A 24,951-nucleotide genomic window follows, 5' to 3' on the forward strand; every position below is an offset into this window, starting at 1 on the left:
TACTTCACCACGCGCAGGTTGGGCCGCTTGCCGCCGCCGGAGCCATCGGGGCCATCCGGCGGGCCGTCATCGCCCTCGTCCCCGCCGGCGTCGATGGCCTCGTAGCCCTCGGCCTCGGCATCTTCGCCATCCCCGAAGAGCATCCCCTGCCCGTTCTCCCGGGCGTAGATGGCCATGACGGCGTTGGCCGGCAGCTGCACGCCGCGCGGCACGCCACCGAAACGCGCCCGGAAGGCGATTTCGTCGTTGCCCATGCTCAATCCCTGGACCGCCCGCGGCGCCACGTTGAGCACGAGGCGACCATCCTCGGCGTACTCCAGCGGGGCATCCACGTCGTCGCGGGTGGCGTCCACCAGCAGATAAGGCGTGTAACCGTTGTCGGCGATCCACTCGTAGATCGCCCGGATGAGATAGGGACGGCTCGGGGTCATTGGGTGCGCCTCCTGCCTTCAGGCACGCAGGCCCAGCTCCTCGCGGGTCAGGCTGGTGCGGAAGGCATCGGTTGCAAACTGCTGTTCGGCGTACTGAGTGATCGCCGCTGCATGCTCCGGCAACTCGACGCCGGCGGCGGGGAGTCGCCACAGCAGCGGCAGGATCGTCAGATCCATGATGGTCAGCTCATCGCTGAGGAAGTACGGCTGGCCCTCAAAGAGCTCGGCAGCCGCCACCAGGCTTTCGCGCAGGGCGCGCCGCGCCTGCTGGGCCTGCGCCGCCGTACCGTTCTCGATTTGTTCGTAGAGCGCGTACCAGTCACGCTGCATGCGGTGCACCACCAGTCGCGCCTTGGCCCGGCTGACCGGGTCCACCGGCAGCAGCGGCGGGTGGGGATACCGCTCATCCAGGTAATCGATGATGATCTCGGGATGATAGAGCGCGATATCGCGATCCACCAGAGTCGGGACATCCCCGTAGGGATTCTGCTCCAGCAGCGACGCAGGCGGACGCTCCGGGTCGACCGGGACACGCTCGGCCTCCACCCCTTTCAGGGCCAGGGCCAGCCGGGCCCGGTGGCTGTGGATGCATGACGCTCCGGTGTAGAGGCGGATCACGGGCCCTCCGGTAACCCCGCGGGGTGGCCCGTCACCGGGCCACCCCGCCGGCGGTCACTTCTTGATATCTCGCCAGAACTCCTTGTACAGGAGATAGAAGACACCGGTCATGACGATCAGGAAGAGGATCACCCAGACCCCCATCCGCTCGCGGTCCGCCCGGATGGGCTCACCGGCGTAGGACAGGAACGCCGTCAGCTGCGCGGTGACCTCGCGGTACTCCTCTTCGCTCAGCTTGCCCTCGGCACCCTCGATGATCTCGAAGTCGACGATGTTGCCATCGTCGTCCCTGACCGCTTTCTGATCACCCTGCAGGGCGAACAGGATGTGCGGCATGGAGGTGCCTTCCTGGACGTAGTTGTTGTAACCCACCTCGGCGTCTTCATCGACGTAGAAGGTGTTGAGGTAGGTGTAGATCCAGTCATCGCCCTCCACCCGGGAGGTCAGGGAGAGATCCGGCGGCGTCAGCCCGAACCAGTTCTCGCCGTCCTCGGGATCCATGGGCGAGATGATCGGCTCGTGCAACTCGAAGTTGCCGCGCATGATCTTCTCTTCGACCCAGTCCTCGTCCTGGCCGACGTCATCGGCCAGCCGCTGGTAGCGCAGGTACTCCACCGAGTGGCAGCCGACGCAGTAGTCGGCGAAGAGTTCGGCGCCCTTGCGGATGGACTCCCGGTCGTGATGGCTGATGTTCGGCTCCATCATCCCCACCTCGGCCTTCACCGCGCCGGTGAAGGCCAGGGTGAGGAATGCGCCCAGTGCGATTCCGCTCTTCTTTTTCATGCTCATGTCAGACGGTCACCCTTTCCGGAACAGGCTTCGTCTTCTCGAACCCGTAGTAGGTGTAGACCCAGAGGAAGACGAAGAACCCGAAGTAGATCACGGTCGAGATCTGGCTCAGCAGCATCGGCAGGCCCGTGGGCGCTTCCATCCCGGCCCAGGTCAGCACCAGGAAGGACACCGTGAAGGCGGTCAGCGCGATCTTGAAGCCGAGACCGCGATAGCGGATGGACTTCACCGGGCTGCGGTCGATCCAGGGCAGGAAGAGCAGGATGCCAGGCGCCGCCAGCATGACGATCACACCCAGGGCCTCGCTCGGGATCGACTGCAGCATGGCGTACCACGCCGTGAAGTACCAGATCGGATGGATCACCTCGGGCGTCTGCAGCGGGTTGGCCTCCTGGAAGTTCGGCGCCTCGATGAAATAGCCGCCGAAGGTCGGAGCGAAGAACATCACCGCGCAGAACAGGATCAGGAAGATGCCCCAGCCGAACATGTCCTTGACCGTGACATACGGGTGGAACCCGACACCGTCGATCGGCTTGCCGTTCTCGTCCTTGTTCTGCTTGATCTCGACGCCGTCGGGGCTGCTGGAGCCGACATGGTGCAGGGCGACGATGTGGACGAAGACCAGCGCGATCAGGACCAGCGGCAGTGCGACCACATGGAGGGCGAAGAGCCGGCCCAGCGTCGCCTCGTTGACGACGAAGCCGCCCTGCAACCAGACCACCAGCTCCTCACCGACCACCGGGATGACACCCGCCAGGGCGATGATCACCTGCGCCGCCCAGTACGACATCTGCCCCCAGGGCAGCACGTAGCCCATGAACGCCTCGGTCATCAGGACCAGATAGATGAGCACGCCGGTGATCCAGAGGAGTTCGCGCGGCTTCTTGTAGGAGCCGTAGAGCAGCCCCCGGTACATGTGCAGGTACACGACCAGGAAGAACGCCGATGCGCCCGTCGTGTGCATGTAGCGCATCAACCAGCCCCAGTCCACGTCGCGCATGATGAACTCCACTGAGGAGAATGCGCGCTCGACGGAGGGCTGGTAGTAGAACATCAGCCAGATGCCGGACACGATCTGGATCACAAGGACCAGGATCGAGAGCGATCCGAACAGGTACCACCAGTTGACGTTCTTGGGGACGTAGTACTCGGTCATGTGGTACCGCCAAGTACTCGTCATGGGATAGCGGTCATCCATCCACTGCTGCAGACCGCTGAGATTGAGACGGTTCATCACGCCGCGCCCTCCTCTTCGTCTTCGGTATCCTCGCCGATGACGAGCTTAGTGTCCTCCGGGAGCCGGTCCTGCGGCACCGACAGCTCCCCGGTCCTGGTCCCCCGCACCCGACACGCCCGCCCGTCGCGGCTCCCTGCCGTGTCCGGGGATACGGGGTATACAAGCAGCGCGTAAGCTTCGTACATCGCATCGCCGGGCGTCAAGGCAGCGACTGGCCGCCCGGACACCCCCGGGTTTGCCGATAGGCTATTACATTGACCGTGATACGTCATGTCTAGGCCGGGTTATCGATCTCCACGTAGTGGTGGTCCAGGCCGAGGGCTTCGGCCAGATGCGACCCCAGCGCCTGCACGCCGCTGCGCTCCGTGGCATGGTGCCCGGCGGCCAGATAATGGAGCCCCCGCTCCCGGGCGACGTGGGTGGTGGGCTCCGAGAGCTCGCCGGAGATAAAGGCGTCCACGCCGAGATCCGCCGCCTGGTCGATCAAGCCGTCGGCCCCGCCACTGCACCAGGCGACCCGGCGGATGGCCGCCGGCCCCCCGTCGACGTGAAGCGGCGCCCGACCCAGCGCCTGCTCGAGCCGCGCGGCGAAGGCCACCGGGGTTTCCGCCCCGGGCAGCGCCCCGGACCAGAGCAACCCGGGCACCCCCTTGGCAGCGTGCCGGCCGTCGGTCTGCAGCCCCAGCAGGCGCGCCAACCCGGCGTTGTTGCCCAGCTCGGGGTGCACGTCCAGGGGCAGATGGTAAGCGAAGAGGTTGACCCCCGCCCCGATAAGCCGCCGCAGACGGCGGGCCTTCATGCCCACCACCCGCGGATCCTCGCCCTTCCAGAAGTAGCCGTGGTGGACGATCAAGGCGTCGGCGTCGAGATCGCACGCCGCTTCCACCAGGGCGGCACTGGCGGTCACCCCGGTGACCACCGTGGCGATCTCCTCGCACCCTTCCACCTGCAGGCCATTGGGCGCGTAGTCGGTGTACTCAGCCGGGGTGAGCAGCTCGTTCAGGTATGCTTCAAGGCGGTTTCGATGCACCATGTTCCCGACTCTCAATGCAGGCGTTCTCATGAGGCTAGCAGGACGATCCGGGTGGCGGCCATTGGGCCTGCAGGGGCCCGAGTGGATCCGCTTTCTTGTCGGCTACACCGGGCTGGGCCTGGTCTTGGCACTGGTCATCGTGTGGGTCAACCCCGACCTACTCGGGCCGCTGACGCCGCGCGTCGAGATCACCGCGGACGACGACCGCGAGACCCCGCCGCCGGCGCGACCAAATGACGCACCCGAGGCCACCCCCACCGGGCAGGGCCCGGTTTCCTATGCCGACGCCGTCGAGCGGGCCGCGCCCGCGGTGGTGAACATCTTCACCGTCAAGCAGGTCACCGAGCAGCTGGTACCGCCCGGGTTCGATGATCCGCTGTTCCGGCGCTTCTTCGGCGAGCCGCCCACCCGCGAGCGCCAGCGCACCGAGACCAGCCTCGGCTCCGGGGTCATCGTCGCCGAGGACGGTTACGTCGTCACCAATCACCACGTCATCGACGAGGCCGATCAGATCCAGGTACTGCTCGCCGACGGGCGCCAGAAGGCGGCCACGGTGGTGGGCCGGGATCCGGAGACCGACCTGGCGGTACTGCGCATCGAGGCCGAGCGGCTGCCGGTGATCACCTTCGCCCGGGACGAGCGGGTGCGCGTCGGCGATGTCGTGCTGGCCATCGGCAACCCCTTCGGCGTCGGGCAGACCGTGACCCACGGGATCATCAGCGCCACCGGACGCGACCAACTGGGGCTGTCGACCTTCGAGAACTTCCTGCAGACCGATGCCGCGATCAACCCGGGCAACTCCGGCGGCGCGCTGGTCGACGCCGAAGGCCGGCTGGTGGGGATCAACACCGCGATCTTCAGTGGCAGCGGCGGCTCCCAGGGCATCGGTTTTGCCATTCCAGCGGGGATCGCCCAGGCGGTGATGGCCGACCTGATCCAGTACGGCCGCGTGGTACGCGGCTGGCTCGGGGTGCAGGCGCAGCGACTGACGCCGGCGCTCGCCGAATCCTTCGGGCACCCGCCGGATACCGAGGGCGTGGCGATCACCCACGTCCTGCCCCGGGGCCCGGCGGATCAGGCCGGCCTGCAGGCCGGCGATATCATCATCCAACTCGGCGAACAGCGCATCCGCGACGTCCAGGACCTGCTGCAGGCCGCCAGCGAGGCGGCACCCGGTACCGAGATGGAGGTCGCCGGCTACCGCGACCAAGAACCGTTCTCGACCTCCGTCACACTGGGCGAACGCCCCGACATGCAGCAGCCCAGCCGACCCGGCCGGCGCTGAGGGGCCCCGCCCGCCGCCCCCGAAGACGGGCGCGGCGGGCGCCCCTTACACCGCGACGGCAAGCGTCTCGGCCAGCGCCTCGAGGAAGCGGTTGTTCTCCTCCGGCCGGCCAACGGTCACGCGCAGGCAGTCTTCCAGGCGCGGATGGCTGCCATGCAGGCGCTTGATCAGCACCCCTCGATCCAGCAGCCCGCGGTGAACGGCGTCGGCACTGCCCTGAGGAACGCGGAAGGTGAGGAAGTTGGTCTCGGTCGGGGCCACGTACTCCACCCCGGGCACCGCCGGCATCTCCTCGACCAGACGGGCCCGCTCGGCGAGGACATGGGCCACGGCGCGGTCCAGCGCCTCCTGGTGCTCGACGGCGAAGGCGGCACTGGCCTGCGCCAGGCTGCCCAGATTGTAGGGCAGACGGCCTTTCTCCAGCTGCTCGATCCAGGCCGGATGACCGATCAGTACCCCGACCCGCAACCCGGCCAGGCCGACCTTGGAGAGGGTGCGTAGCACCATACAGTTGGGGAACTCGAGCACCCGCGGGAGGAAGCTGCTGTCGGCGTAGGGTGCGTAGGCCTCGTCGACCACCACCAGCCCGTCGCTCTGCGCCACCAGCTCGGCCACGGCATCGAGGTCCAGGCCGTTGCCGGTGGGATTGTTGGGGTGGGCCAGGTAGGTGACCGCGGGACAATGCACCGAAGCGGTCTCCAGGGTGGCCGGGAGGTCGAGCCCGAACTCCGGCCCCAGGGGCACTTCCACGTACTCGGCCCCGGTGAGGTTGGCGATGATCCGGTACATGGCAAAGCTCGGCCCCGGCGCCATGACGGTGCGCCCGCTGCCGGCCACTGCCAGATCGATGAGCTGGATGAGTTCGTCGGAGCCATTGCCGAGCAGCAAATCGGCACCCTTCGGCACGCCCAGGCTCTCGCGCAACAGCGCCTTCAGCTGCCGCGCTGCCGGATCCGGGTAGCGGTTTACCGCCACCGAGCGCATCCGCTCGAGCCAGGCCTCCTCCAGGGCCCCGGGCCAGGCCCAGGGGCTCTCCATGGCGTCGAGCTTGATCGCCCTGCCCGGCTCGGCGACCTGATAGGCCTCCAGCGCCTGCACCTGCGGCCGCACCCAGCGGGCGACCCGCGCCTCGACCTCAGTCACCGTTGCTCTCCTCCGCCTGACCACGATACTCCGCCGACCGGGCATGAGCGGTCAGCCCCTCGCCGCGGGCCATCACTGCGGCGGTTCCGGCCAGCGCCGCGGCGCCGGCGGGGGAGCAAGCCAGGGTGGTGGAACGCTTCTGGAAGTCATAAACCCCCAGGGGCGAAGCGAAGCGCGCTGTCCGCGAGGTCGGCAGCGTATGGTTGGGGCCGGCGCAGTAATCACCCAACGACTCGGCGCTGTAGTGCCCCAGGAAGATCGCCCCGGCGTGGCGGATCCCCTCGGCCAACCGGTCGGGCTCGGTAACGGACAGCTCTAGGTGCTCGGGGGCCACATAGTTGGCCACCCGCTGCGCCTCCTCAAGATCGCGGACGCAGATCAGCGCCCCGCGCTCGGCCAGCGAGGTGCGGATGATCTCGGAGCGTTCCATGTCCGGCAGCAGGCGCTCCATGGCCGCCTGCACCTGGTCGAGGAAGACGAAATCGGGGCAGACCAGCAGGGCCTGGGCCTCCTCATCGTGCTCGGCCTGGGAGAACAGGTCCATGGCGATCCACTCGGGGTCGGCCTGACCGTCGCTGATGACCAGCACCTCGGAGGGGCCGGCGATCATGTCGATGCCCACCACCCCGTAGACCCGTCGCTTGGCCTCGGCCACGTAAGCATTGCCGGGACCGACGACCTTGTCCACGGCGGGCACGGTCTCGGTGCCGTAAGCCAGCGCCGCCACCGCCTGCGCCCCGCCCAGGGTGAAGATGCGGTCGACCCCGGCGACGTGGGCAGCGGCCAGCACAAGCGGCGACAGCTCACCCCCCGGGGCCGGAACAGTCATGACGATCTCCTGCACCCCGGCCACCCGGGCGGGGACGGCATTCATCAGCACCGACGAGGGGTAGGCGGCCTTGCCGCCGGGGACGTAGACGCCGACCCGGTCGAGGGCCGTCACCTGCTGGCCGAGGCGATTGCCGTCGGCATCCTCGTAGACCCAGGACTCCAGGCGCTGGCGCCCGGCGTAGTCGCGAATCCGCGCGGCGGCCTGTTCCAGCGCCTCGCGCATCTCGGGGGCCACCTGCTCGTGGGCCGCCGCCACCTCCTCGGCTGGAATCTCCAGAGCCGCCATCGAGTCCACCTCCCGACCATCGAACCGCCGGGTATAGTCCAGCACGGCTGCGTCACCGCCGGTGCGCACGCCCTCGACCACCTCGGCGACCCGCTGCTCGATGGAAGCGCCCGGATGACTGCCCCAGCTCGTCAGGGCATCGAGGCTGTCCCAGAAGTCGGGTTGCGTGGTGCTCAGCCGCTTGATGTCGACCATGGTTCCCCCTCGCGATAAAGCTAACTGGTGTCCTTGGCGCGCGCCGCCGCAGCCAGATCGTCGATCAGCGTCCCCAGCCTGCGCGGGCTGGTCTTCAGCGACGCCTTGTTGACGACCAACCGCGAGCTGATCGGCATGATCTCCTCGAGCGGCGCCAGCCCATTGGCGCGCAGGGTGTTCCCGGTGTCGACCAGGTCCACGATGAGATCGGCCATGCCAACCAACGGCGCCAGCTCCATGGAGCCGTAGAGTTTGATGATCTCGGCCTGGCGGCCCTGCGCAGCGAAGTGCTGGCGCGCCAGATGGACGAACTTGGTGGCCACGCGCGGACGACGCCCGGGGGGCGGACCGTCCGGCGGCCCGGCCACCATCAGCCGGCACCGGGCGATGCCCAGATCCACCGGGTCGTAGAGGCCGTCACCACCGTGCTCGAGGAGCACGTCCCGCCCGGCCACGCCGAGGTCGGCGCCGCCGTGCTCGACGTAGGTCGGCACGTCCGAGGCGCGCACCACGAGCAGCCGCACATCCTCGCGGTTGGTCCCGATGATCAGCTTGCGGCTGGCGTCCGGATCCTCGGCGGGCTCGATCCCGCAGCGGGCGAGCAGCGGCAGGGTCTCTTCCAGGATGCGTCCCTTGGACAGGGCCAGGGTCAGGATTCGGCTCATGGTATTCGGTCGGTCTCCGTCGTCAGTCGGGGACACGCTGGATATCGGCGCCGAGCTGCGCCAGCTTCTCCTCGATACACTCGTAGCCCCGGTCGATGTGGTAGATCCGGTCCACCCGCGTCTCTCCCTCGGCCACCAGCCCGGCCAGCACCAGGCTTGCCGAGGCGCGCAGGTCGGTGGCGATCACCGGTGCTGCGGTCAGCTGCTCGACGCCGCGGATGCGCGCCCGGGGGCCTTCGATCTGGATGTCGGCACCCATGCGTTGCATCTCCAGGCAGTGCATGAAGCGATTCTCGAAGACGGTCTCGGTCACCGTCCCGACCCCGGTGGAGATCGCGTTCAGCGCGCAGAACTGCGCCTGCATGTCGGTGGGGAACCCGGGGTACGGAGCGGTCTCCAGGTTCACGGCGCGGGGGCGACCATCCATGCGCAGCGTCACCCAGTCGCGCCCGGTGGCCACCTCCGCTCCGCTCTCGCGGAGCTTGCCCAGGACCGACTCCACGAGCTCCGGTGCGGTATCCTTGAGCCGCACCTCACCACCGGTCATGGCCGCGGCCACCAGGTAAGTGCCGGTCTCGATGCGATCCGGCAGCACCCGGTGGTGCACCCCGCGCAGGGTCTCAACCCCTTCGATGGTCAGGGTCGACGTGCCCGCCCCCTGGACGTGCCCGCCCATGGCGTTGATGCAGTCCGCCAGATTGATCACCTCGGGCTCGCGGGCGGCGTTCTCCAGCACCGTGGTACCACGGGCCAGGGCGGCCGCCATCATCAGATTCTCCGTGCCGGTGACCGTCGAGACATCCATGCGGATGTGCGCCCCCCGGAGTCGGTCGGCGTGCCCCTTGATGTAGCCATCGCGCACCTCGATCTCGGCGCCCATGGCGCGCAGCCCATCCACGTGGATGTTGACCGGACGCGAGCCGATGGCGCAGCCGCCGGGCAGCGACACCTCGGCCCGGCCGAAACGCGCCAGCAACGGCCCGAGCACCAGGATCGAGGCACGCATCGTCTTGACCAGCTCGTAGGGGGCCCGAAAGCTGTCGATGGTCGCGGTGTTGACCTCGACCTCCATCCCCTCGTGCACGGTCAGCTCCACGCCCATGCGCCCGAGCAGCTCCATGGTGGTGGTGACGTCGTGCAGGTGCGGGATGTTACCGACGGTGGTCGGCCCGTCGGCCAGCAGGGTCGCCGCCATGACCGGCAGGGCCGCATTCTTCGCTCCGGAGATACGGATGTCGCCGCGCAGGGGGTTGCCGCCGCGGATGAGCAGTCGCTCCATCGGCCTACCCCGCCTTCTGCTGTTGCTCGTGCTCCGGGGGCGTCAGGGTCCGCATGGAGATGGCGTGCAGGGTATCGTCATCGATGTGGGCGCGCAGGGCGCGATTGACCAGGCGGTGGCGCTGGATGCGCGACAGCCCCTGGAAGTCGGGGCTGACGATGAAGGCACGGAAGTGGCGACCGTCACCACTGACCTCCACCCGAACATCGCTGAGCTGTTCCTGGATCAGGCGTTCGATCTCTTCTGGCTGCATCATGGGGCGATCCCCTCCGGAAACGGACCGCGGGCTCCCCGCGAAGGCGGACGATTATAGCGGATTCAGGCCGGGACGTCGGCGATTTCCAGCACCGACCCGGCCCCACTGGCCCGGACAATGGCCAGCATCTGCTCGGGAACATGGCAAAGGCGCAGCCGCCCGCCCCGCCCCCGGGCTTGCCGGGTCCAGTCGATCAGGAGCGCAACACCGGCGCTGTCGGTCCGCTCCACCTCGGCCAGATCGATCTCGCAGGCCCCGCCCTCAACGGCGAACCGCTCCATGCCCTGCGCCCACAGCTCCCCCACGGTATCGAGCTCCAGGCGCCCTGTAACCCGCCAGCGCCCGTCGGCACCGTTGACGAGGGCCGCGCGGGTCATTCGAAACCGATGTCCCGGTTGCGCTGTGCCATCTCCTCGATCACGGTCTCAAGATCCTTGTCCCGCAGGCGCGACCGGAAGTCCTCGCGGTAGTTGTGGATGAGGCTGACGCCCTCGGCGGTGACATCCACCAGCTTCCAGGCCTCCTCCCGCTCCTCCAGTCGATAGAGGATGCGCGCACGGCTGTCGCCGGAACCGACCTCCATGCCCACCTGGACACCGCCGTCGCGCTGCCGGCTGCCCAGGATGCGCACGTCGACGCCCGTGTAATCCTCCATGCTGGAGGCGTAAGTCCTCAGCAGGCTGCGCTGGAACTCGGTGACGAAGCGCTCGCGGGTCTGCGCGTCGGCGTCCCGCCAGTGCGGCCCGAGAATGCGCGCACCGATCCGGTCGTAATCGATGTGTGGTTCGACCACCGGGGCCAGCTTCTCGTAGAGGGCCACCGGATCGCCAACGATTTCCTCGCCGTGCTCATCGAGCACCCGCATCACCTCGTCGGTCACCTCCTGCACCACCTGCCGCGGGTCCGGCTTGGCCACCGCCTGCCCGGCAGCGAGCGCCAGCACCAGCACCAGCCCCGAGGCCAGTGCCAGATCCCGGGTCCACCGATTCGCCTTGAACATCGCTCCTGCCTCCATCGCGCTTGGCGAACTCAGTCCTGCATGCCGGTAACGAACTGGCCGATGATCCGCTCGAGAACCACGGCCGACTGGGTCTCGGTGATCCGGTCACCATCGGCCAGGGGCTCGGTCTCCCACCCCGGCTCCAGCCCCACGTACTGCTCGCCGAGCAGACCGGAGGTGTAGATGGCCGCCGCACTGTCCGCCGGGATGGCACCGAAGCGTTCGTTGATGCGCATCTTGACCTCGGCCTGGTGGCTGTCCGGATCGAGCCGAATCGCCTCGACCCGCCCCACCCGAACCCCGGCCATGCTCACCGGCGCCTTCTCGCGCAGGCCGCCGACATTGTCGAACTTGGCCGTAACGTGGTAGCCGGGCGGCTGGCGCAGCTCGGTCAGGCCGCTGACCTGCAGGGCCAGGACCATCATCGCCGCCAGGCCGATGGCCACGAACACCCCGACCCAGATCTCCACGAGCCGCTGACTCATACCCTTGCTCCGTCAGTCGAACATCAGTGCGGTGAGCAGGAAGTCGAGCCCGAGCACCGCCAGCGAGGCGTGCACCACACCGAGGGTCGTCGCCCGGCTGACGCCACTGGAGGTCGGCACCGCCATGTACCCCTTGTGCAGAGCGATCCAACCGACCAGAAAGCCGAAGACGACGCTCTTGATCACGCCGTTCAAGATATCATCCTGAATGGTGACGGCGTTCTGCATGTTGGACCAGAATGCCCCGCCATCCACTCCAACCATGCCCACCGCCACCAGATAGCCGCCGAAAACGCCCACGGCACTGAACACGGCGGCAAGCAGCGGCACCGCCAGCAGGGCGGCGAAAAAGCGCGGCGCCAGGATGCGTCGCTCCGGGTCCACCGCCATCATCTCCATGCTCGAGAGCTGCTCGGTGGCCTTCATCAGCCCCACTTCGGCGGTCAGCGACGAGCCGGCCCGCCCGGCGAAGAGAAGCGCAGTGACCACCGGGCCAAGCTCGCGGACCAGCGACAGGGCGACCATCGTGCCCACCGCCTCGGTGGCCCCAAAGTCCGACAGGGTGTAGTACCCCTGCAGGCCGAGCACCATGCCGACGAACAGCGCCGAGACCAGGATGATCACCAGCGACAACACGCCCACGGCGTAGATCTGTTCGACGAGCAACCGCGGACGCACCACCACCTCGGGAGCGGCCCGCAGGATCCGCCCCATCAGCAGCACCGCCTCACCCAGGCCACGCAGCCCGTTCAGGGTCCGCTGCCCCAACGCCTGGAACAGACCGGTCATCGCCGCCCCCCGCCGATCAGCTCGTCGGCCAGCCCGGGCGCCGGATAGTGGAACGGCACCGGCCCGTCCGGCCGGGCATCAATGAACTGGCGCAGCGACTCCGACTGCGCCTCCTGCAGGGCCGCCGGGGTGCCCTCGGCGATGACCGCCCCGTCGGCCAGTACGTAGACGTAATCCGCGATGGCCAGGGTCTCCTGGACGTCGTGGGAAACCACCACCGAGGTCAGGCCGAGGACATCGTTGAGCCGCCGAATCAGGTCCACCAGCACCCCCATGGTGATCGGGTCCTGGCCGGCGAAGGGCTCGTCGTACATCACCATCGCCGGATCCATGGCGATGGCCCGGGCCAGGGCCACCCGCCGGGCCATGCCGCCGGAGAGCTCCGCCGGCATCAGCTCCCGGGCGCCACGCAGCCCCACCGCCTCGAGCTTGAGCAGAACCAGGGTCTCGAGCAGGGATTCGGGGAGCCGGGTGTGCTCACGCAGCGGGAAAGCCACATTCTCGAAGACTGACAGGTGGGTGAACAGCGCCCCGCTCTGGAACAGCACCCCCATGCGCCGACGCAGGCGATAAAGCGCCTGGCGACCGAGGCGGGGCACCTCCTCGCCCATGACCTCCACCGAGCCGGCCCCGGGCCGGAGCTGACCGCCCAGCACGCGCAGGAGGGTGGTTTTGCCCGTGCCACTCGGGCCCATGATGGCGGTCACCCGACCCCGCCGGATGTCGAGGTCCACGCCATCGAAGATCGCCCGGCCGCCGCGCTCGACCCGCAGGCCACGCACCCGCGCCAAGATCTCGTCGCCGGTGTCTGCGACGCCCATCAGCCTACTCGGTTCTGGAAAAGGGACCGGCAGTATCCATCCCCGCGCCGGGGTGGTCAATTCTGCCCCGGGGGTTGTCCGATCCGGCGAACAGATGTCGTAGAATGGACGGATGACGCCCATGCGCACCCTGATCGAACGGCACCAAGGCGCCCCGGAAGAAGGCGACGAGCGACTCCGAGCCCTCGGTCGCGCCGTCCTGCAGCTCGAGGCCGATGCCGTCGCTGCCCTCGGCGAGCGCATCGACCAGCCTTTCAGCGAAGCGTGCCGGCACATGCTCGCCTGCCGTGGACGGGTGATCGTCACCGGGATGGGCAAGTCCGGGCACATCGGCTCGAAGATGGCCGCCACCCTGGCGAGCACCGGGACACCGGCATTCTTTGTCCACCCCGGCGAGGCCAGCCACGGCGACCTGGGCATGGTCACCCCCGACGATGTGGTCATCGCGCTGTCGAACTCCGGCGAGACCGACGAGCTCACCGCCATCCTGCCGCTGATCAAGCGCCTCGGGGTGCCGCTGATCGCCCTCACCGGACGTCCGGAGTCGACCCTGGCCCGGGCTGCCTCGGTCCACCTGAACGTCGGCGTCGAACAGGAGGCCTGCCCTCTCGGGCTGGCGCCCACGGCAAGCACGACGGCCACCCTGGCCATGGGCGACGCCCTCGCCGTCGCACTGCTCGATGCGCGCGGCTTCACCGCCGAGGACTTTGCCCGTTCGCACCCCGGCGGCAAACTCGGACGCCGGCTGCTGCTCCATATCGAGGACATCATGCAGACCGGCGAGCGCATCCCCCGCGTCGCCCCCGGAACTGCTCTCCGTGACGCCCTGCTGGAGATCAGCCGCAAGGGGTTGGGCATGACCGCCATCGTCGACGAGGAGCAGCGGGTGCTGGGCATCTTCACCGACGGCGACCTGCGCCGGACCCTGGACCGCGGGGCCGACATCCACCAGACCCCCATCGAGGCGGTGATGAGCCTGAGCCCGCAGACCGCGTCACCGGATCTGCTCGCCGCCGAGGCCGCCGAGCGCATGGAGCGCCACCGCATCAATGCCCTGCTGGTCACCGACGCCGAGGACCGGCTGGTGGGCGCCCTGAACATGCACGACCTGCTGCGCGCCGGAGTCGTATGAGCACCACCCCGCCCCGCCCCTACTGCGACGCACCCACGCCGGACGTCCTGCGCCGGGCCGAGCCGGTGCGCCTCGCCCTGTTCGACGTCGATGGCGTCCTTACCGACGGGACCGTCTTCGTCGGCGGCAGCGGTGAGCCGCTGCAGGCGTTCCACATCCACGACGGGAAGGGGCTGCGCATGCTCCAGGACGCCGGTATCGAGGTGGGCTGGATCACCGCCCGCGGGGGGCACTCGGTCATGCGCCGGGCCGAGGAGCTCGGGGTCCGCCACGTCCTGCGTGGCCGCTCGGACAAGGGCGACGCCCTGACCGAGGTGGCCGAGCGCCTCGGGCTCGCCCCGGAGGCGTGCGCCTACACCGGTGACGACCTGATCGACCTGCCGGCGATCCGCCGGGCCGGTTTCGGGGTCGCCGTGGCCGACGGCCACCCCCAGCTGCACGCCCAGGCCGACTGGGTCACTGCACGCCCCGGGGGGCGCGGCGCCGTGCGCGAGGTGGCCGAGCTGATCCTGCACGCCCAGGGCCACCTTGAACCGATGCTGCGCCGGGCGGAAGGCTGAGCCATGCGCCGCGGCTCCCTCTACCCCCTAGCAGCCCTCGCCCTGACCGTCCTCCTCGGTCTGCTGCTTACCCGCGACCCGGCGCCGCCGGCCCCGGAGACCGCTGCCCCTCCCGAAGAGCGCCCGGACTTCTTCCTCGAGGGGTTTACCATGGTTGATTTCGACGAGCAGGGGCAGCGCCGTGCGGCCCTTTCCGGGCGCACCGGCGAGCACTTCCCCGGCCGCGGCGAGCTCGAGATCATCGACCCCGACCTACGCATGCGCTCTCGCGACGGCGTCCTCTGGGAGGCCCGCGCCCCCTTCGGCATCGCCGAACGCGAGGGCGGGGAAGTCCGCCTGTTCGAAGAGGTGGACATCCGTCGTCCGGCCCAGCAGGCGCGTCCGCCGCTGGATATCAACACCCACAACCTGCTGGTGGACCTGCGCGCCGGCGAGGCGCGCACCGTCGAGGCGGTCACCGCTCGCGAGCCGGCCGGCACCCTGCACGGAACCGGGATGACCCTGGATTACCGCGCGGATCGCCTGCGCCTGCACGCCGACGTCCGGGGGTCGTATGGAGCGTACTGACGTCGCCAGCCGTATCCGCGTGGGACTGCTCGTCGCCGCGACCCTGCTCGCCGCTGCCCTGCCGGCAACGGCCGTGGGCCAGCGCGACGAGGCACCGATCGAACTGGAGGCCGACCGGGTGGATGTCGACGCGGTCGCCGGAGTCAGCGTCTACGAGGGCGACGCCGTGCTCACGCGGGGCGAGATGCGCATCACCGGGGATCGCATGGAGGTCTACACCGACGAGGACGGCGACCTGAGCCACGTCTACGTCGACGGCACGCCGGCCACCTACCGCGACCACCCCGAGAACCAGCCTCGCCCCGTGCATGCCGAGGCGAAACGCATGGAGTACTACTCCCGCGGTCCCGAACGTGCCCATTTCCAGGGCGATGCACATCTCTGGCAGGGGGATGATCAAGTCACCGCCGAGACCATCGACGTCGACCTGGAGGGGCAGGTCATGAAGGCCCGCGGCGCCGAGGGGCAGCGGGCGCGGACCATCCTGTATCCGGCACGGCGCGAGGAGGAATGACCCGTTGGTGACGCTGCGCGCGGAGGGGCTGAGCAAGCGCTATCGCGGCCGCACCGTGGTCAACGGCGCGGGGCTGGAGGTCGCCGACGGTGAGATCGTCGGCCTGCTCGGCCCCAACGGGGCCGGCAAGACCACGTGCTTTTACATGGTCGTCGGCCTGGTGCAGGCCGACGAGGGGCGAATCACCCTGGAAGGCGACGACCTCACCCGGTTGCCCATTCACGCCCGGGCCCGATTGGGCATCGGCTACCTCCCCCAGGAACCCTCGGTCTTTCGTAAACTGAGCGTTGCGGATAACGTACGGGCCATCCTGCAGCTGCGCGACGACCTGGACGGCACTGAGCGCGAGCAGGAGCTGGATCGCCTGCTCGAGGAGTTCGGCGTGACCCACGTGCGCGACTCCCCGGGGATCGCCCTGTCCGGGGGCGAGCGCCGGCGCGTGGAGATCGCCCGCGCCCTCGCGGCGAATCCGCGGTTCATACTGCTTGATGAGCCATTCGCCGGGGTCGACCCCATCTCGGTGGGCGAGATCCAGCGGATCGTCCGCCAGCTGGCGCAACGGGGTATCGGCGTGCTGATCACCGACCATAACGTGCGCGAGACGCTGGGCATCGTGCAACGCGCCTACATCCTCAGTGACGGCGAGGTGCTGGCCGCCGGGGACGCCGAGAGCGTGCTGGCCAACCCGCGGGTACGCGAGGTGTACCTGGGCGAGGACTTCCGCCTGTGAGTGACGGACTACGGATGCTTCAAGCACAACGGACACGGCCATGAAGCAGTCGCTTCAGCTACGCATCGGTCAGCAGCTGACCATGACCCCGCAGCTGCAGCAGGCCATCCGGCTGCTGCAGCTCTCCAGCCTGGAGCTGCGCACCGAGATCCAGCAGGCCCTGGAGTCGAACTTCATGCTCGAGCTCGATGAGGAGGCCGAGCCCGGGCAGGAGCAGGAGCAGCAGGAAACGGAACCCCACGAGGACGAGGCACCGGCCAGCGAACCCGCCGGCGAGGACATCCCCGAAGACCTGCCCCTGGACACCTCCTGGGACGACATCTACGACGGCAGCACGGCACTGAGCGCCCCCGGCGACGAGGGTGCGCAGCGCGACACCCTCGACAACCGGCCGGCCGCCTCCGACAGCCTCCAGCAGCACCTGCACGCGCAGATCGAGCTCGAGGCCTTCTCCGCCCGGGAGCGCTCCATCGCCGAGGTCATCGTCGACGCCGTCGGCGACGACGGCTACCTGACCCAGAGCACCGAGGATCTGCTGGCCGGCTGTCCGGCCGACGAGCAAGTCAGCGCCGAGGAGCTAGAGGCGGTCCTGCAGCGTGTCCAGCGGCTCGACCCGACCGGCGTTGCCGCCCGCGACCCTCAGGAAGCGCTGTGCGTCCAGCTCGAGCAGCTTCCCGAGGACACGCCCTGGCGTGCGGAGGCGCAGCACGCCCTCCTCCACCACCTGGAGCTCATCGCCGAACGCCGCCATGACGACCTGGGCCGCGCCCTGGGGGTCGGCGAAGATGCCCTCGGCGGCATCCTCGGTCTGATCCAGAGCCTCGATCCACGCCCGGGCTCGCAGATCAGCGACACAACCCCGGACTACATCATCCCCGATGTCCTCGTCGTGCGCCGCGACGGCGTCTGGCAGGTGGAACTCAACGGCGAGACCGCCCCCCGCTTGCGCGTCAACGCGTATTACGCCAGCCTGATCCGCAGAGCGGACCGCAGCGCGGACAACCACTGCCTCCGCAACCATCTCCAAGAGGCGCGCTGGCTGATCAAGAGCCTGCGCAGCAGGAACGAGACCTTGCTGAAAGTGGCCAGCGCCATCGTAGAGCGGCAACAGGGGTTCCTCGACCACGGCGAGGAGGCGATGCAACCACTGGTTCTGCGCGAGATCGCCGAGGCGGTGGAGATGCACGAGTCCACCATCTCCCGCATCACCACCAACAAGTACATGCACACCCCGCGGGGCACCTTCGAGTTCAAGTACTTTTTCTCGAGCCACGTGCAGACCAGCGACGGCGGAGAGGCTTCGGCGACGGCGATCCGGGCGCGGATCCGCCGGCTGATCGCCGAGGAGGATCGGGCAAAACCGCTGAGTGACAGCGCGATTGCGCGTATCCTTCATGAGGAGGGGATCCAGGTGGCGCGTCGGACGGTCGCCAAGTACCGGGAGTCCCTGTCCATCGCATCGTCGGCGGAGCGCAGGGAGGCCCGGGGGCGCTGAGGCCCCCGGCTCCGCCGGCGGCAAAGGGGTTCAGGAGGCGGTATGCAGATCAAGCTCAGTGGGCATCATGTCGAGATCACCCCGGCCCTCCGGGCGCATGTGAACGAGAAGATGCAACGCATCCAGCGCCACTTCGACCACGTCATCGATACCGAGGTGATCCTCACGGTGGAGAAGAAGCAGCAGAAGGCCGAGTCGGTCATCCACATCGGGGGTGGCGGCGGGCGCGTTTTTGCCGATGCCATCGAGGAGGATCTCTATGCAGCCATTGACGTGCTCGTGGACAAGCTTGACCGTCAGGTCCTGAAACACAAAGAGAAGGCCGTCGATCAGCGACGGCAGGGCGCGTCCCTCAAGGCCAGCCTTTAAGGCGGCGGGACGCGGTTCAGCGGGCCAGCCGATCGGACACTCCATGGACATCGAGCAACTCATCACGCCGGAACGTGTTCGCTGCGAGAGCGGCATCGAGGACAAGGAGCAGGTGCTCCTGCGCATAGGCGAGCTGATCGGGGCCAGCGGCGACGGCCTCGACGCCCGGGAGATCAGCAACCGGTTGCTGGCCCGTGAGCGACTGGGCAGCACGGGCCTGGGGCACGGCGTCGCCGTGCCCCACGCCCGCATCGACGGGATCGACCGCGCCATCGGGGCCCTCATCCGCCTGGACCGGGGCATCGATTTCGACGCCTTCGACAAGGCACCGGTGGACCTGCTCTTCGCCCTCGTCGTACCCGAGCACTTCACCGACGAGCACCTGCAGATCCTCGCCAGCCTTGCCGAGATGTTCAGCGACAGCAGCCTGTGCGAGCGGCTGCGCCGCTCCTCGGACGGGGACGAGCTGCAGATGGCCCTGCGCGAATGGCAGTCGCACGCCGACCCATCGTGAACGCGGCCGGGAACCGGCCGGTCATCCCCGGCCTGCTGATGGCGGTCCACGGCCGCGGGATCCTGCTGGAGGGCCCCAGCGGCGTGGGCAAGAGCGACGCCGCCCTGGCGCTGCTCGACCGTGGTCACGCCCTGGTGGCCGACGACGCCGTACAGCTGCGCCGCGACGGTGACCGCCTGCTCGGCGCCGGTCCGCAGCAGGGGCGGGGGCTGCTCTACCTGCGCGACCTCGGCCTGGTGGACATCACCGAACTCTACGGCCCCGCGGCGCTGCGCAGCGAGACCGCCGTGGCTCTGTGCATCCAGCTCCAGCGCGCTCCCGGCCCCACCGAAGCCGAGGCCGCCCTGCACGGCCGGCGCGATCACCGCGAACTGCTCGGCCTGGCCCTACCCCGGGTGACCCTGACCGACAGCGAACGCCGGCCGCTGGCGCCGCTGATCGAGGCCGCCGCCGGCCGCCTCGTCGCGGAGGTCGCAACACACCAGCGCAGCGGCCGGAACCACGGGGTGCCGGCATGAGCGAACTGCGCCTGATCGTGGTCAGCGGCCTGTCGGGCTCGGGCAAGAGCGTCGCCCTGCACACCCTGGAAGACGCCGGTTACTACTGCATCGATAACCTGCCAGTGAGCCTGATCGGCGAGCTGGCCCGCTACGCGCAGAATCGCGACGCACCCACCGGCGAGCGCTTCGCGGTGGGGCTGGACGCCCGCAACCCGCCCCGCGACCTGCAGCGCCTGCCCGAGACGCTGACTGCGCTGCGCGAGCAGGGCATCGCCACCGAGGTGCTGTTCCTCTACGCCGAAGACGCCATCCTCATGCGCCGCTACAGCGAGACCCGGCGGCGCCACCCCCTCGCCGAGGGCGATCAGCCGCTGGCCGACGCCCTGCGCGCCGAGCGCGCCCTGCTCGAACCGCTGCGCGAGGTGGCCGACTGGAGTATCGACACCTCGCGGACCACGGTCCACGACCTGCGCGGGCTGATCTCCGAGCGGGTCGCGGGCGAGCGCAGCGGCGTGTCGGTGCTGGTCCAGTCCTTCGGCTTTAAGCACGGCATCCCCACGGACGCCGACTACGTCTTCGACGCCCGCTGCCTGCCCAATCCACACTGGGAGCCTCGGCTGCGCGCCTACACCGGCCGCGATGACAGCGTCCGCGCCTTCCTGGAGGCGCAGCCCGAAACCGAGACCCTGTTCGACCAGATCGACACGATGATTCGCCACTGGCTGCCGGTCCATCAGCAGTCAGGGCGCAGCTACCTGACCGTGGCCATCGGCTGCACCGGCGGGCAGCACCGTTCGGTCTACCTCGCCGAGCGGCTGGCCGCAGCACTGCAGGCTGACTGCAGCCACGTGACCCTGCGCCACCGGGAGCTGTCATGAGGGTCGGACTGCTCATCGTCGCCCACCGACACATCGGCTCGGAGATCCTGGCCACGGCCTCGCGCACGCTCGGCATCTGCCCGCTGCAGACCGAGTCGCTGGAGGTCTTCAACGAGGACGAGCGCAACGAGCTACTCGAACGCGCCGGCGCCCTGATCACCCGGCTCGACCAGGGGGCCGGGGTCCTCATCCTCTCCGACGCCTACGGCTCCACCCCCTCCAACGTCGCCGTGGCGGCCGGCACCGACCGCCACTGCCGGGTGGTCACCGGCCTGAACCTGCCGATGCTCCTGCGCGTCTTCAACTACCCCGGGCGATCCCTCGACGAACTGGCCGAATCCGCCGCTGCCGGCGGCCGAGCCGGCATCATCGCGGTCGGTGAAGGAGCCCCGCCGTCATGATCGAGCAACAAGCCACCATCACCAACCGCCTCGGACTCCACGCCCGGGCCGCCGCCCGTTTCGTGACCATCGCCAGCGAGTACGAGAGCGAGATCCACGTCCGCTACGGGGACAAGCGCGTCAACGGCAAGAGCATCATGGGACTGATGATGCTCGCCGCCGGCCATCAGGCCACGATCACCATTGAGGCCGAGGGCGCGGACGCCGAGGCCGCCCTCGAGGCCCTAACCCGTCTGGTGGCCGAGGGCTTCGGCGAGACCGAGCACGGTTGACCCGCGCCCGGCACCGGACGCTCACTGCCCGGCGACGGTCATCTCCTCGACCAGGATCGAGCCACAGCGGATGTTGCCGCGCCGGTCCACGTCGCCGCCCACCGCCTGGATGCCGGCAAAAAGATCGCGCAGATGGCCGGCGATGGTGATCTCCTGGACCGGGCGGTCGATGGCCCCGTTCTCCACCCAGAAACCGGCGGCACCACGGGAGTAGTCGCCGGTGACCAGGTTGACCCCCTGGCCCATCAGCTCAGTGACCACCAACCCGCGGCCCATGCGCCGGAGCAGGGCGTCGAAGTCCTCATCGCCGCCGCTGACCTCCAGGTTGTGGACGCCGCCGGCGTTGGCTGTGGTCTCCAGGCCCAGACGGCGGGCGGAGTAGCTGTCCAGCACATAGCGCTGCAGCACCCCGTCCTGCACCAGCGCCGACTCGGTGGTGGCCACCCCTTCCGCATCGAACGCCGTGCTGCCCAGCGCCCGGCAAATGTGCGGCCGCTCGACCATATGCAGCCAGGCGGGGAAGAGCTGCTCGCCGGCGCTGTCGACCAGGAACGAAGCCTGCCGGTACAGGGCACTGCCCCGGACCGCCGAGACCAGATGGCCCACCAGCCCGCGGGCCACGGGAGCACGGAAGAGCACCGGTACCCGTTCGGTGTTGAGACTCTCGGCGCCAAGCCGGGCCACGGCGTGCTCGGCCGCCTGGCGCCCCACAGCCCGGGCCTCCTCCAGAGCCGCGGGGTCGCGGGCCACGCTGTACCAGTGGTCGCGCTGCATGGCCTCGCCGCGTCCGGCCACCGCCACGCAGTGGATACCGTGGCGCGACTCCGGCAGCACCGAAAAGAAACCGTGGCTGTTGCCGTAGGCGTGCAGGCCGCGGTGGATGCTGACCCCGGCACCCTCGGTGTTCTCGATACGCCGATCGGCCTCCACCGCCGCCGCCTCGCAGTCGCGGGCGAGCTCCACGGCGTCGTCCGCCGACAGGGGCCAGGGGTGATCGAGGTCGAGGTCCGGCGGGTCCACCGCCATGCGCTCGGCCGGTGCCAGACCGTTCGCAGGGTCCTCGGAGGTGTAGCGGGCGATGTCGCAGGCCGCCTGCACGGCTTCGCGCACCGCCTGCTCGGACAGCTCCCCGGCCGAGGCACTGCCCTTGCGGCCACCGAAGTACACGGTGACCCCCATATCCCGGCCACGGTGGTGCTCCAGGGTATCGATCTCACCCTTGCGAACGTTCACCGAAAGGCCGATGTCGCCGGAGCAGGCCGCCTCGGCAGCATCGGCCCCGTGCCCGCGGGCCTCGTCGAGGGCCTGCTGCACCAGACCTTCCAGCGCTGCCGGGGCGGGTAGTTCGTTGCGGGGATCCGGCATGGATTCGCCTTCTCCGTTGTCAGTTGGGTTTCCAGGCGACGGCGCGGGGCGATCAGGCCTGGGTGCCGCCGACGGTCATGCCGTCGACCCTGAGCGTTGGTTGGCCGACCCCCACGGGGACGCTTTGCCCCTCCTTGCCGCAGACCCCGATACCGCCGTCGAGCTTCAGGTCGTTGCCCACCATACTCACCCGTGTGAGCACATCCGGCCCGTTGCCGATGAGGGTCGCGCCCTTGACCGGGTGCTGGATACGCCCGTTCTCGATCCAGTAGGCCTCGCTGGCCGAGAAGACGAACTTGCCCGAGGTGATGTCCACCTGGCCGCCGCCGAAGTTCACCGCGTACAGCCCCCGGTCCACCGAGGCGATGATCTCGTCGGGGTCGTGGGGACCGGCGAGCATGTAGGTATTGGTCATCCGCGGCATGGGCAGGTGGGCGTAGGACTCCCGGCGGGCATTACCGGTGCGCGCCATGCCCATCAGTCCGGCATTCTGCCGGTCCTGCATGTAGCCGGTGAGCACCCCGTCCTCGATCAGGGTGTTGCACTGGCTGGGGTGGCCCTCGTCATCGATGTTCAGCGACCCCCGCCGATGGGCGATGGTACCGTCGTCGACGACGGTGCACAGCGGAGAGGCCACCCGCTCGCCAATGCGGTCGGTGAATGCCGAGGTCCCCTTGCGGTTGAAATCCCCCTCCAGGCCATGGCCGACGGCCTCGTGCAGGAGCACCCCGGGCCACCCGGGACCGAGGACCACGGGCAGATTCCCCGCCGGCGCCTCTTCGGCCTCGAGGTTGACCAGCGCCTGACGGGCCGCCTCGCGGGCATAGGCCTCGACACGCTCCGGCTCGACGAAACGCGTGTAGTCGTAACGCCCGCCCCCACCGGAAGCCCCGCTCTCGCGGCGCTCGCCGGCGGCCGCCAGCACCGAGACGTTGAGCCGGACCAGCGGGCGGATATCCCCGGCCCAGCCGCCCTCGGAGTTCGCCACCAGGATGGTGTCGTGGGCACCGGCCAGGCTCACCACCACGTGGACGATGCGCGGGTCGACGGCACGCGCCGCGGCCTCGGCACGGTGCAGCAGGGCCACTTTGTCGTCCGCGCTGAGGCTCGCCAGCGGATCATCGCCGTGGTAGAGCCCGCCCACGGCACCGCTGCGGAAGGCGGCCAGGCTGCGGCTCTGTCCGCTGCGCGCCACCGCACCAGCAGCCGAGGAGGCATCCAGCAACGCCTCCAGACCAATCTCGTCGCAGTAGGCGAACCCGGTCTTCTCGCCGCTGACGGCACGTACACCCACACCGCGGTCGATGCTATGGCTGCCCTCGCGGACGATGCCGTCCTCAAGCACCCAGGCCTCGCGCCGGGCGGCCTGGAAATAGAGATCGGCGAAGTCCACGCCTGGGCGCAGCAGGCGGCTGAACACCTGACCGAGGCGCGCCTCGTCGAGTGCGGCCGGGGCCAGCAACCGCTCCTCGGCTTGACGAAGCGGGTCCGGGGTCGCAGTAGCGGCTTCGGCGTGGTTCATCATTCGGTCACCTACAACTTGCGGTGAAGGAGGGCCGGGAAACGCTCCCGGATCTCGTGCAGGCGGCTCAGGCTCACCTCCACGGTGATCACCCCGGCGCCGCGTTCCAGGCTCTTCATGACGCGCCCCCACGGGTCGACGATCATGCTCTCACCGTGGGTCTCACGGCCATTGACGTGGTAGCCGCCCTGATCCGACGCCACCACGTAGCAGAGATTCTCGATGGCCCGGGCACGGACCAGCACGCTCCAGTGCGCCTCGCCGGTCACGGCGGTGAAGGCCGATGGAACCGCTAGGATCTCTGCCCCCTGGGCGGCCAGCTCGCGGAATAGCTCCGGGAAGCGCAGGTCGTAGCAGACTGCCACGCCGAGCCGCCCGAGCGGCGTCTCCACCACCAACGGGGTCTCCCCGGGCTGCTGGGTGTTCGATTCCCGATAGGCCTCGCCTGGAGCCACCTCTACATCGAATAGATGAATCTTATCGTAGCAGGCCAGGCGGCTGCCATCGGGACCGTAGACCGTCGCCGCCGGCCGGATGCGCTCAGGAGTCGCGCCCTGCAGCGGGATGGTGCCGCCGACCAGCACGATTCGGTGGCGACGGGCCTGCTCGGCTAGGAACGCCTGGATGGGACCGTTGCCCTCGGCCTCGGCGTGCTTGAGCTTGTCGGTGTCCTGGTAGCCCATGATGGCGAAGTTCTCGGGCAGGACCACCAGCTCGGCCCCGGCCTCGGCGGCCTCGCCGATGAGCCGTTCGGCCTCCTGGAGGTTGGCCTCGACGTGGGGGCCCGAGGCCATCTGCACCGCCGCCAGGTTGTGACGCCGGGACTGGCCGTTCTCGGAGAGCCCCCGGGCTCGATTAGCGCTGTGTTGCATCCTCGACTCCAAGCCTGATGACGCGGGGCTCGTGCCACGGCCCCGCCACGCGATAGCGCACCGCCGCTGCCCGGTCCACCCCCTCGCCCAGCAGTTGATCGGCCAGGAAACCGCCGG

General features: G+C 69.1%; 32 protein-coding genes. 13 read left to right on the plus strand and 19 right to left on the minus strand.

All coding sequences use genetic code 11. From position 1 onward, the window contains the following. From CCR79_RS11225 to CCR79_RS11250, 6 genes are all read right to left on the minus strand, one after another. Positions 1-431: ClpXP protease specificity-enhancing factor (locus CCR79_RS11225; protein WP_201172599.1), on the minus strand; the 431-nt coding region annotated here is incomplete at its 3' end. Between the two features lie 18 nt (positions 432-449). Continuing rightward, positions 450-1,049 carry a glutathione S-transferase N-terminal domain-containing protein gene (locus CCR79_RS11230; RefSeq protein WP_201172601.1) on the minus strand — a complete coding sequence of 200 codons (600 nt, stop codon included), beginning with the start codon at positions 1,047-1,049 and terminating at the stop codon, positions 450-452. 54 nt (positions 1,050-1,103) lie between these two features. After that, on the minus strand, positions 1,104-1,832 hold the full coding sequence (locus CCR79_RS11235) for a cytochrome c1 (protein ID WP_207190381.1): 729 nt from the start codon (positions 1,830-1,832) through the stop codon (positions 1,104-1,106). A 7-nt stretch (positions 1,833-1,839) separates the two neighbouring features. Next, positions 1,840-3,072: a cytochrome b gene (locus CCR79_RS11240; protein ID WP_201172606.1), complete on the minus strand. Its 1,233-nt coding sequence runs from the start codon at positions 3,070-3,072 to the stop codon at positions 1,840-1,842. Further along, entirely contained in the window at positions 3,072-3,260 is a 189-nt protein-coding gene (locus CCR79_RS11245; RefSeq protein ID WP_201172609.1) for a hypothetical protein, read from the minus strand. Before CCR79_RS11245 ends, CCR79_RS11240 begins: the two co-directional genes overlap by 1 nt. 89 nt (positions 3,261-3,349) lie before the next feature. Further along, positions 3,350-4,108, minus strand: coding sequence for a Nif3-like dinuclear metal center hexameric protein (locus CCR79_RS11250; protein ID WP_201172616.1), 759 nt, complete (start codon positions 4,106-4,108; stop codon positions 3,350-3,352). A gap of 28 nt (positions 4,109-4,136) precedes the next feature. On the opposite strand from CCR79_RS11250, the gene CCR79_RS11255 reads away from it, so the two are divergent. Then, on the plus strand, positions 4,137-5,393 hold the full coding sequence (locus CCR79_RS11255) for a trypsin-like peptidase domain-containing protein (RefSeq protein ID WP_201172619.1): 1,257 nt from the start codon (positions 4,137-4,139) through the stop codon (positions 5,391-5,393). 45 nt (positions 5,394-5,438) lie between these two features. Here the strand turns inward: CCR79_RS11255 and hisC are convergent, their stop codons facing one another. The 10 genes from hisC to CCR79_RS11305 all read right to left on the minus strand — a co-directional run bounded on the left by hisC (position 5,439) and on the right by CCR79_RS11305 (position 13,143). After that, entirely contained in the window at positions 5,439-6,536 is a 1,098-nt protein-coding gene (gene hisC / locus CCR79_RS11260) for a histidinol-phosphate transaminase (protein WP_345941497.1), read from the minus strand. After that, the gene (gene hisD / locus CCR79_RS11265; protein ID WP_201172625.1) at positions 6,529-7,848 is read right to left on the minus strand and encodes a histidinol dehydrogenase; all 1,320 of its coding nucleotides are present in this window, start codon (positions 7,846-7,848) and stop codon (positions 6,529-6,531) included. The genes hisC and hisD overlap by 8 nt, the downstream gene beginning before the upstream one ends. Positions 7,849-7,868: 20 nt before the next feature. Continuing rightward, positions 7,869-8,513, minus strand: a complete 645-nt coding sequence (hisG, locus tag CCR79_RS11270; protein WP_201172634.1) for an ATP phosphoribosyltransferase — start codon at positions 8,511-8,513, stop codon at positions 7,869-7,871. 22 nt (positions 8,514-8,535) lie between these two features. After that, on the minus strand, positions 8,536-9,792 hold the full coding sequence (murA, locus tag CCR79_RS11275; RefSeq protein WP_201172646.1) for a UDP-N-acetylglucosamine 1-carboxyvinyltransferase: 1,257 nt from the start codon (positions 9,790-9,792) through the stop codon (positions 8,536-8,538). A 4-nt stretch (positions 9,793-9,796) separates the two neighbouring features. Next, positions 9,797-10,048, minus strand: a complete 252-nt coding sequence (locus tag CCR79_RS11280; RefSeq protein ID WP_201172648.1) for a BolA family protein — start codon at positions 10,046-10,048, stop codon at positions 9,797-9,799. Positions 10,049-10,110: 62 nt separating this feature from the next. Further along, the gene (locus CCR79_RS11285) at positions 10,111-10,425 is read right to left on the minus strand and encodes an STAS domain-containing protein (protein ID WP_201172651.1); all 315 of its coding nucleotides are present in this window, start codon (positions 10,423-10,425) and stop codon (positions 10,111-10,113) included. Further along, positions 10,422-11,048, minus strand: a complete 627-nt coding sequence (locus tag CCR79_RS11290) for an MlaC/ttg2D family ABC transporter substrate-binding protein (protein ID WP_201172654.1) — start codon at positions 11,046-11,048, stop codon at positions 10,422-10,424. The genes CCR79_RS11285 and CCR79_RS11290 overlap by 4 nt, the downstream gene beginning before the upstream one ends. A 29-nt stretch (positions 11,049-11,077) precedes the next feature. Then, positions 11,078-11,533 carry an outer membrane lipid asymmetry maintenance protein MlaD gene (gene mlaD / locus CCR79_RS11295; protein ID WP_201172657.1) on the minus strand — a complete coding sequence of 152 codons (456 nt, stop codon included), beginning with the start codon at positions 11,531-11,533 and terminating at the stop codon, positions 11,078-11,080. Between the two features lie 12 nt (positions 11,534-11,545). After that, on the minus strand, positions 11,546-12,322 hold the full coding sequence (gene mlaE, locus CCR79_RS11300) for a lipid asymmetry maintenance ABC transporter permease subunit MlaE (RefSeq protein ID WP_201172660.1): 777 nt from the start codon (positions 12,320-12,322) through the stop codon (positions 11,546-11,548). Next, positions 12,319-13,143: an ABC transporter ATP-binding protein gene (locus tag CCR79_RS11305; protein WP_201172663.1), complete on the minus strand. Its 825-nt coding sequence runs from the start codon at positions 13,141-13,143 to the stop codon at positions 12,319-12,321. The genes mlaE and CCR79_RS11305 overlap by 4 nt, the downstream gene beginning before the upstream one ends. A gap of 112 nt (positions 13,144-13,255) precedes the next feature. Between CCR79_RS11305 and CCR79_RS11310 the strand changes: the two genes are divergently transcribed. The 12 genes from CCR79_RS11310 to CCR79_RS11365 are packed head-to-tail and all read left to right on the plus strand — an operon-like array spanning position 13,256 to position 21,075. Further along, on the plus strand, positions 13,256-14,275 hold the full coding sequence (locus CCR79_RS11310) for a KpsF/GutQ family sugar-phosphate isomerase (protein ID WP_238633531.1): 1,020 nt from the start codon (positions 13,256-13,258) through the stop codon (positions 14,273-14,275). Then, entirely contained in the window at positions 14,272-14,835 is a 564-nt protein-coding gene (locus CCR79_RS11315; RefSeq protein WP_238633530.1) for a KdsC family phosphatase, read from the plus strand. The genes CCR79_RS11310 and CCR79_RS11315 overlap by 4 nt, the downstream gene beginning before the upstream one ends. 3 nt (positions 14,836-14,838) lie before the next feature. Then, positions 14,839-15,402, plus strand: coding sequence for an LPS export ABC transporter periplasmic protein LptC (gene lptC / locus CCR79_RS11320; RefSeq protein WP_201172666.1), 564 nt, complete (start codon positions 14,839-14,841; stop codon positions 15,400-15,402). After that, complete coding sequence (gene lptA, locus CCR79_RS11325) at positions 15,389-15,916, plus strand: lipopolysaccharide transport periplasmic protein LptA (RefSeq protein WP_201172681.1); 528 nt, start codon at positions 15,389-15,391, stop codon at positions 15,914-15,916. The genes lptC and lptA overlap by 14 nt, the downstream gene beginning before the upstream one ends. A gap of 4 nt (positions 15,917-15,920) precedes the next feature. Further along, positions 15,921-16,646 (plus strand): LPS export ABC transporter ATP-binding protein, encoded by a 726-nt coding sequence (gene lptB / locus CCR79_RS11330; RefSeq protein ID WP_201172693.1) that lies wholly within the window; start codon positions 15,921-15,923, stop codon positions 16,644-16,646. 40 nt (positions 16,647-16,686) lie between these two features. Beyond that, positions 16,687-18,141, plus strand: a complete 1,455-nt coding sequence (locus tag CCR79_RS11335; protein ID WP_201172695.1) for an RNA polymerase factor sigma-54 — start codon at positions 16,687-16,689, stop codon at positions 18,139-18,141. 42 nt (positions 18,142-18,183) lie between these two features. Further along, entirely contained in the window at positions 18,184-18,510 is a 327-nt protein-coding gene (gene hpf / locus CCR79_RS11340) for a ribosome hibernation-promoting factor, HPF/YfiA family (RefSeq protein ID WP_201172697.1), read from the plus strand. A gap of 43 nt (positions 18,511-18,553) precedes the next feature. Next, positions 18,554-19,024, plus strand: coding sequence for a PTS sugar transporter subunit IIA (locus CCR79_RS11345; protein WP_201172700.1), 471 nt, complete (start codon positions 18,554-18,556; stop codon positions 19,022-19,024). Then, complete coding sequence (locus CCR79_RS11350; RefSeq protein WP_201172703.1) at positions 18,997-19,542, plus strand: HPr kinase/phosphorylase; 546 nt, start codon at positions 18,997-18,999, stop codon at positions 19,540-19,542. The genes CCR79_RS11345 and CCR79_RS11350 overlap by 28 nt, the downstream gene beginning before the upstream one ends. After that, entirely contained in the window at positions 19,539-20,402 is an 864-nt protein-coding gene (gene rapZ / locus CCR79_RS11355) for an RNase adapter RapZ (RefSeq protein ID WP_201172705.1), read from the plus strand. The genes CCR79_RS11350 and rapZ overlap by 4 nt, the downstream gene beginning before the upstream one ends. Next, complete coding sequence (locus CCR79_RS11360) at positions 20,399-20,803, plus strand: PTS sugar transporter subunit IIA (RefSeq protein WP_201172708.1); 405 nt, start codon at positions 20,399-20,401, stop codon at positions 20,801-20,803. The genes rapZ and CCR79_RS11360 overlap by 4 nt, the downstream gene beginning before the upstream one ends. Beyond that, a complete protein-coding gene (locus tag CCR79_RS11365) occupies positions 20,800-21,075 on the plus strand; it encodes an HPr family phosphocarrier protein (RefSeq protein WP_201172710.1) in 276 nt (91 codons plus the stop codon). The genes CCR79_RS11360 and CCR79_RS11365 overlap by 4 nt, the downstream gene beginning before the upstream one ends. Positions 21,076-21,096: 21 nt before the next feature. On the opposite strand, the gene pmbA is transcribed toward CCR79_RS11365, so the two are convergent. Genes pmbA through CCR79_RS11380 form a run of 3 tightly spaced genes read right to left on the minus strand, consistent with a single transcriptional unit; the run spans position 21,097 to position 24,834 of the window. Next, positions 21,097-22,440: a metalloprotease PmbA gene (gene pmbA, locus CCR79_RS11370; RefSeq protein WP_201172712.1), complete on the minus strand. Its 1,344-nt coding sequence runs from the start codon at positions 22,438-22,440 to the stop codon at positions 21,097-21,099. Positions 22,441-22,492: 52 nt separating this feature from the next. Beyond that, complete coding sequence (tldD, locus tag CCR79_RS11375) at positions 22,493-23,965, minus strand: metalloprotease TldD (protein WP_201172723.1); 1,473 nt, start codon at positions 23,963-23,965, stop codon at positions 22,493-22,495. An 8-nt stretch (positions 23,966-23,973) separates the two neighbouring features. Next, a complete protein-coding gene (locus tag CCR79_RS11380; protein ID WP_201172726.1) occupies positions 23,974-24,834 on the minus strand; it encodes a carbon-nitrogen hydrolase family protein in 861 nt (286 codons plus the stop codon). Positions 24,835-24,951: the final 117 nt, after the last annotated feature.

The sequence above is a fragment of the Halorhodospira halophila genome (assembly GCF_016653405.1).
In the GTDB taxonomy this organism is placed as follows: Bacteria; Pseudomonadota; Gammaproteobacteria; order Nitrococcales; family Halorhodospiraceae; genus Halorhodospira; species Halorhodospira halophila_A.

Excerpts from the sequence above, each read along its gene's own strand:
- hpf (WP_201172697.1), top strand. The coding sequence starts at position 18,184 with ATGCAGATCAAGCTCAGTGGGCATCATGTCGAGATCACCCCGGCCCTC.
- rapZ (WP_201172705.1), top strand. The coding sequence starts at position 19,539 with ATGAGCGAACTGCGCCTGATCGTGGTCAGCGGCCTGTCGGGCTCGGGC.
- CCR79_RS11250 (WP_201172616.1), bottom strand. The coding sequence starts at position 4,108 with ATGGTGCATCGAAACCGCCTTGAAGCATACCTGAACGAGCTGCTCACC.
- lptC (WP_201172666.1), top strand. The coding sequence starts at position 14,839 with ATGCGCCGCGGCTCCCTCTACCCCCTAGCAGCCCTCGCCCTGACCGTC.
- hisD (WP_201172625.1), bottom strand. The coding sequence starts at position 7,848 with ATGGTCGACATCAAGCGGCTGAGCACCACGCAACCCGACTTCTGGGAC.
- hisG (WP_201172634.1), bottom strand. The coding sequence starts at position 8,513 with ATGAGCCGAATCCTGACCCTGGCCCTGTCCAAGGGACGCATCCTGGAA.
- murA (WP_201172646.1), bottom strand. The coding sequence starts at position 9,792 with ATGGAGCGACTGCTCATCCGCGGCGGCAACCCCCTGCGCGGCGACATC.
- lptA (WP_201172681.1), top strand. The coding sequence starts at position 15,389 with ATGGAGCGTACTGACGTCGCCAGCCGTATCCGCGTGGGACTGCTCGTC.
- CCR79_RS11310 (WP_238633531.1), top strand. The coding sequence starts at position 13,256 with ATGACGCCCATGCGCACCCTGATCGAACGGCACCAAGGCGCCCCGGAA.
- CCR79_RS11235 (WP_207190381.1), bottom strand. The coding sequence starts at position 1,832 with ATGAAAAAGAAGAGCGGAATCGCACTGGGCGCATTCCTCACCCTGGCC.
- pmbA (WP_201172712.1), bottom strand. The coding sequence starts at position 22,440 with ATGCCGGATCCCCGCAACGAACTACCCGCCCCGGCAGCGCTGGAAGGT.
- CCR79_RS11255 (WP_201172619.1), top strand. The coding sequence starts at position 4,137 with ATGAGGCTAGCAGGACGATCCGGGTGGCGGCCATTGGGCCTGCAGGGG.
- CCR79_RS11285 (WP_201172651.1), bottom strand. The coding sequence starts at position 10,425 with ATGACCCGCGCGGCCCTCGTCAACGGTGCCGACGGGCGCTGGCGGGTT.
- CCR79_RS11280 (WP_201172648.1), bottom strand. The coding sequence starts at position 10,048 with ATGATGCAGCCAGAAGAGATCGAACGCCTGATCCAGGAACAGCTCAGC.
- CCR79_RS11365 (WP_201172710.1), top strand. The coding sequence starts at position 20,800 with ATGATCGAGCAACAAGCCACCATCACCAACCGCCTCGGACTCCACGCC.
- mlaD (WP_201172657.1), bottom strand. The coding sequence starts at position 11,533 with ATGAGTCAGCGGCTCGTGGAGATCTGGGTCGGGGTGTTCGTGGCCATC.
- CCR79_RS11350 (WP_201172703.1), top strand. The coding sequence starts at position 18,997 with ATGGCAGTCGCACGCCGACCCATCGTGAACGCGGCCGGGAACCGGCCG.
- CCR79_RS11245 (WP_201172609.1), bottom strand. The coding sequence starts at position 3,260 with ATGTACGAAGCTTACGCGCTGCTTGTATACCCCGTATCCCCGGACACG.
- CCR79_RS11315 (WP_238633530.1), top strand. The coding sequence starts at position 14,272 with ATGAGCACCACCCCGCCCCGCCCCTACTGCGACGCACCCACGCCGGAC.
- CCR79_RS11240 (WP_201172606.1), bottom strand. The coding sequence starts at position 3,072 with ATGAACCGTCTCAATCTCAGCGGTCTGCAGCAGTGGATGGATGACCGC.
- CCR79_RS11305 (WP_201172663.1), bottom strand. The coding sequence starts at position 13,143 with ATGGGCGTCGCAGACACCGGCGACGAGATCTTGGCGCGGGTGCGTGGC.
- CCR79_RS11290 (WP_201172654.1), bottom strand. The coding sequence starts at position 11,048 with ATGTTCAAGGCGAATCGGTGGACCCGGGATCTGGCACTGGCCTCGGGG.
- CCR79_RS11380 (WP_201172726.1), bottom strand. The coding sequence starts at position 24,834 with ATGCAACACAGCGCTAATCGAGCCCGGGGGCTCTCCGAGAACGGCCAG.
- CCR79_RS11345 (WP_201172700.1), top strand. The coding sequence starts at position 18,554 with ATGGACATCGAGCAACTCATCACGCCGGAACGTGTTCGCTGCGAGAGC.
- mlaE (WP_201172660.1), bottom strand. The coding sequence starts at position 12,322 with ATGACCGGTCTGTTCCAGGCGTTGGGGCAGCGGACCCTGAACGGGCTG.
- CCR79_RS11335 (WP_201172695.1), top strand. The coding sequence starts at position 16,687 with ATGAAGCAGTCGCTTCAGCTACGCATCGGTCAGCAGCTGACCATGACC.
- CCR79_RS11360 (WP_201172708.1), top strand. The coding sequence starts at position 20,399 with ATGAGGGTCGGACTGCTCATCGTCGCCCACCGACACATCGGCTCGGAG.
- tldD (WP_201172723.1), bottom strand. The coding sequence starts at position 23,965 with ATGATGAACCACGCCGAAGCCGCTACTGCGACCCCGGACCCGCTTCGT.